6 protein-coding genes and 1 pseudogene are annotated in these 6439 nt (G+C 61.0%); 2 read left to right on the top strand and 5 right to left on the bottom strand.

Features of this window, described 5'->3' with window-relative positions; all coding sequences use genetic code 11:
* Positions 1 to 81 (top strand): annotated as a pseudogene (locus KH208_RS11080) (IS5/IS1182 family transposase); the annotation flags it as partial.
* 127 nt (positions 82 to 208) lie between these two features.
* On the opposite strand, the gene KH208_RS11075 reads toward KH208_RS11080, so the two are convergent.
* Entirely contained in the window at positions 209 to 811 is a 603-nt protein-coding gene (locus tag KH208_RS11075; protein WP_291436285.1) for a hypothetical protein, read from the bottom strand.
* 196 nt (positions 812 to 1007) lie between these two features.
* Here KH208_RS11075 and KH208_RS11070 point away from each other — a divergent pair, with 196 nt between their 5' ends.
* Complete coding sequence (locus KH208_RS11070; protein WP_291436282.1) at positions 1008 to 2411, top strand: phosphomannomutase; 1404 nt, start codon at positions 1008 to 1010, stop codon at positions 2409 to 2411.
* A 212-nt stretch (positions 2412 to 2623) separates the two neighbouring features.
* On the opposite strand, the gene KH208_RS11065 is transcribed toward KH208_RS11070, so the two are convergent.
* From KH208_RS11065 to KH208_RS11050, 4 genes are read right to left on the bottom strand one after another with little or no spacing between them, the layout of a single operon-like run.
* Positions 2624 to 3388 carry an aldolase/citrate lyase family protein gene (locus tag KH208_RS11065; protein ID WP_291436280.1) on the bottom strand — a complete coding sequence of 255 codons (765 nt, stop codon included), beginning with the start codon at positions 3386 to 3388 and terminating at the stop codon, positions 2624 to 2626.
* Positions 3389 to 3436: 48 nt separating this feature from the next.
* Entirely contained in the window at positions 3437 to 4642 is a 1206-nt protein-coding gene (locus KH208_RS11060; RefSeq protein ID WP_291436279.1) for a UxaA family hydrolase, read from the bottom strand.
* A 12-nt stretch (positions 4643 to 4654) separates the two neighbouring features.
* Positions 4655 to 4924 carry a UxaA family hydrolase gene (locus KH208_RS11055; protein WP_291436277.1) on the bottom strand — a complete coding sequence of 90 codons (270 nt, stop codon included), beginning with the start codon at positions 4922 to 4924 and terminating at the stop codon, positions 4655 to 4657.
* 25 nt (positions 4925 to 4949) lie between these two features.
* Complete coding sequence (locus tag KH208_RS11050; RefSeq protein WP_291436274.1) at positions 4950 to 6431, bottom strand: tripartite tricarboxylate transporter permease; 1482 nt, start codon at positions 6429 to 6431, stop codon at positions 4950 to 4952.
* Positions 6432 to 6439 lie beyond the last annotated feature (8 nt).

Here is a 6439-nt window from a genome sequence, read left to right as displayed (position 1 = left end):
ATTGCCACGCGCTATGATCGGTGTGCCCACACTTTCTTCTCCGCCATTTGCATCGCAGCTATTGTCATTTTTTACCTTTAATGAGTCCTGAGCCTAGTCAGATTCGAATCCCACCCCCTCCGCCATTTAAAGAAATTTCAGGCTGTTGCACACAATGTGCAGCAGCCTCTTCTTTTATGCCGCTTCTTCCCTCTGCCGGCGACGGCAGCTAAGTCCGTGCACGGCAAATCCCTCCAGCCGCAGCCCTGACGGCGTTCCTCAATGCGGCATAGTCGCACGGCATGACGTTGCACAGTGCCGTCAATCTGCTCAAGGATACAGTTTTCTGACTTCCGAAAGTCTTGTCGAGTTTTTCGGTGGCGACGGCATAAAAAGCCCACTGGCTCAGATCCAGAGGATTGATGGTCTTCTGGTCTCTATGCTTCAAGACGCAGAAAACATACACGTCAGCTTGGCGCTTTTTCTCTTCGGCGTATGCTGTTCCATCCCAATAACGCGTTTGCGGAATGTTAAAAGTAATGGTTGAAAACTTTTTTTGCGCCCATGACTGAATATATGCCGAAGTTTTGACCTCAATTCGTATTCCCTCAGGGGAAAGCAGATCAAAACTTTCCCAGGTCGGGCTGGTTTCCATATGGCAGCCGATAGCCGTCGCCACTATATATTCGGCCAGTTTTCCCCGCTCCGTATTGCCGACGAGATCGGAAAAGGCCCAGGCCCAAAAATCTTGAAGGGTACGCTTTGGTTCCAAGCCCACAAAGGATTCCTTGCCGTCTTTGCGTCTGACTTCCATCGCAGGAAACTGAGACATAACATCACCTATGGGTACGCGGGGTTTGGGCTCAACGTCCGGCGACAATCCGCCGCTTGAGCAAATGGACTCATACCTTTCCGTAACATGCCCGTCGTGTATGGTGAAGTCCGAACTTCGCCCAGGCCCCGCCCTTGACATCGCCGTCCTCTTCCACAAGCATGCGGGAAAAACCGCCACTGCTTGCGAGGACGCCATGACCTACGATCTTTCCTGCTTCAAAGCCTATGACATCCGGGGCCGCGTGCCGGACGCTCTCAATCCCGATCTGGCCCGCGCTCTGGGCCGGGCCGTGGCGGACGTGCTGGGCGCGCGTTCCGTGGTGCTGGGGCGCGACGCCCGCCTGTCCGGGCCAGAGCTGCGCGACGCCCTGGCCCAGGGGCTGCTGGCAGCCGGGGCGCGGGTCACTGATCTGGGCCTCTGCGGCACGGAAGAAATCTACTACGCCGCCGCCAACCAGCCCTTTGACGCCGGGATCATGATCACCGGCAGCCACAACCCGGCGGACGAGAACGGCTTCAAGCTGGTCCGCGCCGGGGCCGTGCCGGTAAGCGGGGATTCCGGACTGTACGAGCTCAGGGAGCGCGTGGCCCGGCTGCTTGAAGCGCAAGCTCCGCGGAATGCGCCCGCGCCGGGCGCGCTTTCCGGCGTGCGCCAGGCCTGTTTCAGGCCGGACTATCTGAACTGGCTGCTGGACTACAGCGGCGCGCGGGATGCGGCGGACTCGGGCAGGCCTTTAAAAATCGCGGCCGATGCGGGCAACGGCTGCGCCGGGCTGGTGCTGCGCGAGCTGGCCCCGTCCCTGCCCTTTGACTTTGCCTGCCGCCAGATGGAACCGGACGGGCATTTCCCCAACGGCGTGCCCAATCCCCTTCTGCCGGAAAAACGCCAAGCCACGGCCGAAGCGGTGCGCCGGGCCGGTGCGGACCTGGGCATCGCCTGGGACGGGGATTTCGACCGCTGCTTCTTTTACGACAGCGAGGGCCGCTTCATTGAGGGCTATTATCTGATCGGCCTGCTGGCCGGGGAACTGCTGCGGCGCTTTCCGGGCGGCAAGGTCATCCACGACACGCGGGTCTACTGGAACACGCGCGAAATGGTTCTGGCCGCCGGAGGCACGCCGATCATGGGCAAGACCGGCCACGCCTTCATGAAGGAACGCATGCGCGCCGAAGACGCGGTTTACGGCGGCGAAATGAGCGCCCACCACTATTTCCGGGATTTCGCCTACTGCGATTCGGGCATGCTGCCCTGGCTGCTCATCGCCGCGTTGCTCAGCCGCTCCGGCGCATCCCTGGCCGAACTGGTCAGCGAGCGTATGGCCGCCTATCCCTGCAGCGGCGAAATCAACCGCCGGGTGGCCGACGCGCCCCGGCTGATGCAAAAACTCCGCGACCGCTATGCGGATGCGGCCCTGCACGAGGACCGCCTGGACGGCGTCAATCTGGAGTTCGCGGACTGGCGCTTCAACCTGCGCATGTCCAACACCGAACCCCTGCTGCGCCTGAATGTGGAAAGCCGCGCCGATCCCGCCCTGCTGGAGGACAAGACCAGCGAGCTGCTGGGCCTGCTGGACGCGGAGGAAGGCCCCCCGGCTTAAGCCGGGGGGCCTTCAGAGCGTTGACAACGTCAACGCGACCAAAAATCAGGAGCGGGGCGCGGCTTTGCCGTGCCGTTGCGCGACTGGTTTTGTGCCTTTCCGCCCGGCGAGTTTTCTGAAAACGAGCCGATGGCGGCGCAAACACCGCGCAAGCGGGGTTTGTTGTCCGTCTGGCGGCACGACCCCGGCCTGAACCGGGGTCGGCGTCGCGCCTATTTTTCGGAAGCCCAGAGACTTTTCAGGTTATCGGCCAGGGCTTGCGCCAGCAACGCGGCATCCGAGCCCACGCCGATAAAGGTATAGCCCATTTCCCGCACGGCCGGGGCCAGGTCCGGCGTGGGCAGCAAGATGCCCGCCGCCTTGCCGTGCCCGCGCGCCGCGTCGGCAATGCCCCGCAGCGTCTCCATAAAGCGCGGATCCGCAAAACGCTCGGGCAGTTCCAGGCTTGCGCCCAGGTCCGCCGGTCCCACGAAGAGCACGTCGGCGCCCTGCACGGCCGCGATGGCCGAGCACTGCTCCACGGCTTCCGGGCTTTCAATCTGCATGACGCCCAAAAGCTGCCGCTGGGCGCAGGCGGCATAGCGTCTGAAGTCCCGTCCATAATCCGAGGCCCGCACGACCGGTCCTACGCCACGCATGCCCTGCGGCGGATAGCGCATGAAGGAGACAGCCTCTTCCGCCTGGGCCGCATTGTCGATGTTGGGGAACATGATGCCCGAGGCCCCCAGATCCAGCGCCCACTTGCACCAGACCCGGTCCAGTATGGGCACGCGCACAATGGGCACGGAGGGAAAAGCCGCCGCGGCCTGCAACTGCGGCAGCAAGGTCGCGGGGCTGCCTGGGGCATGCTCCACATCCAGCAACATCCAGTCATAGCCCGCGCCCGCAACGATCTCGCCGCAGATGGAAGAAGCCAGACTGCACCAGACGCCATACACGGTCTCCCGGTTCTGCACGCGGGAACGGATATACTTCATGCCTTGTCTCCTGCCAGCACGCGCCGGCACATAAAATGTCGATGCTCCTCAAACCTCGCCGCAGCCTTCGTAGCAACGATGGGTAGCTACAAAACGCGAAATGCAGAAAAGTTCCTCATGTCCCAGCAGCTCCGCCTTGGTGGGCTCGCCGGAAGCCGTACGCAACAGTGCCTCAAAAAGATCGCGGCCCAGAGCCTCCAGGGCCAATCCCTCGCTGAACAGCCTGCCGGCATCGAAATCCAGATTGGCGGCCATGCTTTTGAATAACAGAGGATTGCCCGTAATCTTCAGCACCGGTACGCCGGGGAAACCGGCGGGCGTACCCCGGCCCGTGGTGAAGGCTACCAGGTTCGCGCCGGAAGCCACCTGGCCGGTCACGGCTTCACCGTCGTGGCCCGGACCGTCCATCAGATAAAGGCCGTGCCCCCGTGGCGGGCAGCCATAGTCCAGCACATCCTGAAATTGTGCGTTACCGGCCTTTTTCAAGCCTCCCAAAGCCTTTTCCACCACATTGCTGATGCCGCCCTCGGCATTACCCGGCGACACCAGCATGCCCGTGCCCGCACCGTTGTGTTCCAGGCTGCCCGTGGCCCGATGCAGACGGCGCACGTTTTTATCCACACAGGTCAGAATACGCTCCGCCACGGCGGGATTGACCGCCCGGCGGGCCATGATCTTCTCCGTCCCGCACAGCTCGGTGATTTCCGTGAGCAGCGACGTGCCGCCCGCTTCCAGCAGTCGGTCCGAAGCCAGGCCCAGCGCCGGATTGGCGGCCAGACCGGAAAAGGCATCCGTGCCGCCGCACTTAAGGCCTAGGTTCAAGGCCGAGAGCGGACATTTCTCGCGGCTCAAGCGTGCAATCCCGACGGCCAGTTCCTGGGTCAGAAGCACACCCCGCGCGATTGCCTTGCAGGAATCCCCGACCTCTTGAATACTCAGGCTGCGCAGAAGCTTTTGTCGCTCAATGACCTCGGGTTCCAGATCCTCCAGGCGGATACGCTCACAGCCCAGACCCACAAAAAGCACGGCTCCGAAATTGGGATGCAGGGCAAGCCGCTTGAGAATATGAGCGGTCAGCTCCTGATCCGGACCTGGATAGCCGCAGCCCACGGGATGCGGAAAGGCCACGGCCCCCCGCACTGCGTCGGCGATGCGCCGGGCCACATGGTTGGCGCAGAACACCAATGGCAGCACAGCCACCAGATTACGGGTGCCCGCCTGGCCGTCCTTGCGGGGATACCCCATGAAATGCATGGCCTTTCCTCCTTACTCCACGGTATTCCGCATGTTGTGCATGTGTACATGACTGCCCGCGCTGATTACACCTCGCGCCAAGCCGATGACCTCGCCGTATTTGCGGATGGGTTCGTTATCCGCCAGAGCGCGGAGGGCGATTTTATGGCCGAAGGCAATATCCTCCCGCGCCGTAACTTTCTCCTTGTGTCCGGGCACGGCATAAAGCCCGCCTGCCCGCAATTCCCGCACCGCCACGCCCACGTTGTCTTTGACGTCCAGAATAATGATACATTGCTCCATGATATTTCCTCGGAATAGAGCGCGTTCACGCGCCGCGCCGCGCGCGTCGGAATGAAATGAACAGGGAAAGCAGGGCCAATATGATGAACAGCAGACAGAGCGGATGGGTAAACAGCGGCAGCAGGCTGCCCTTGCCCATGAGCAGCGCCAGGCGCAATTGCTTTTCCAGCATTTTTCCCAGCACCAGACTGATGATCATCGGGGTAACAGGGTAGTTGCATTTACCCATGACATAACCAACGACACCGAAGACAACCGCCGTCCACATGTCCACAATGCTGTAGCCCAGGTTGTAGCAGCCCACCGTGCTCGCCACGAGCACAATCGGCAGCAGATACTTTTTAGGCACCAACAGCAGCTTTGGCAAAATACGGTTGCCCATCAGCATCATGAAGACAAACATCAATATCGCATTGATCAGAAAAGCTATGTACACTGCGCTGACGAACTGCGGATTCTCGGTGAAGAGTAGCGGCCCCGGTTCCAAGCCATGCAACTGAAGGCCACCCATCAGTGCCGCGCTGACCACATCGCCGGGGATGCCCAAGGCCAGCATGGGGATCAACGCGCCGCCGATAACGGCGTTGTTGGCGCTTTCCGAAGCCAGCACGCCCTGGATGTTGCCCTTACCGAAGGATTCCGGCTCCGGCGACGCCTTCTTGGCTTGGTCATAAGCCACAAAATTGGCCAGACTTCCGCCGATGCCCGGCAGAATGCCGATGCCCACACCGATCAGGCTGGAGCGGATCAGATTGGGCAGGCCCCGGATGAACTCTTGCCAAGTAAAGCGGGAATCGTCGGCAACACGCAGTTTGTCGCCCATGATGCGAACGGCTTGGTTCTCGCATTCCCGAAAGACTTCAGCCACCACGAAAAGTCCGATCATGGCCGGCACGGCGTTGATGCCGCCGGAGAGAAAATCCAAGCCGAAAGTATTGCGCGGCATTCCAGTGATCGGGTCCATGCCGATAGTGCAAATGGCTAGGCCCAATATACCCACAATACATCCCTTGAAGATGGAACCGCCGGAAAGGCTGATCACTGTGGTCAGGCCGAAAAGAATGACCGCCACGTACTCAAAGGGACCAAACTGAAGGGCGAGGCGGGCCAGTTGCGGGGCAATGGCCACCAGAAAGCTCCAGCCGGTCAACGTGCCTACCAAATTAGCCGCAATGCCGGCTGTCAACGCCTTGCGGGCTTTACCCTGCTTGGCCAGAGGAAAGCCGTCAAAGGCCGTGGTGATAGAGGACGGCGTCCCGGGCATGCCCAGCAGGATAGCGGAAACAAGCCCACCGGATATTCCGCCGATATACACGCCGATCAGCACGGAAATACTGGCAACGGCGCTCATTCCGTAGGTCATGGGCACCAACAGAATCACCGCCAGCGTTGCGGTCAGACCTGGGATAATTCCGAAAAGCAATCCCAGTAGCACACCGCCGGAGAGCAAAAGCAACGTGAAAAGATCCGTAAAGTGGGCAAAAGCCCCAGTCAGAGTCTCAAACATGCGCGTAG

The sequence above is a fragment of the Desulfovibrio sp. genome (assembly GCF_018379785.1).
Classification (GTDB): Bacteria; Desulfobacterota; Desulfovibrionia; order Desulfovibrionales; family Desulfovibrionaceae; genus Desulfovibrio.
Note: the sequence above shows the minus strand (reverse complement) of the source record. Positions and strands in the feature narration are given on the sequence as shown.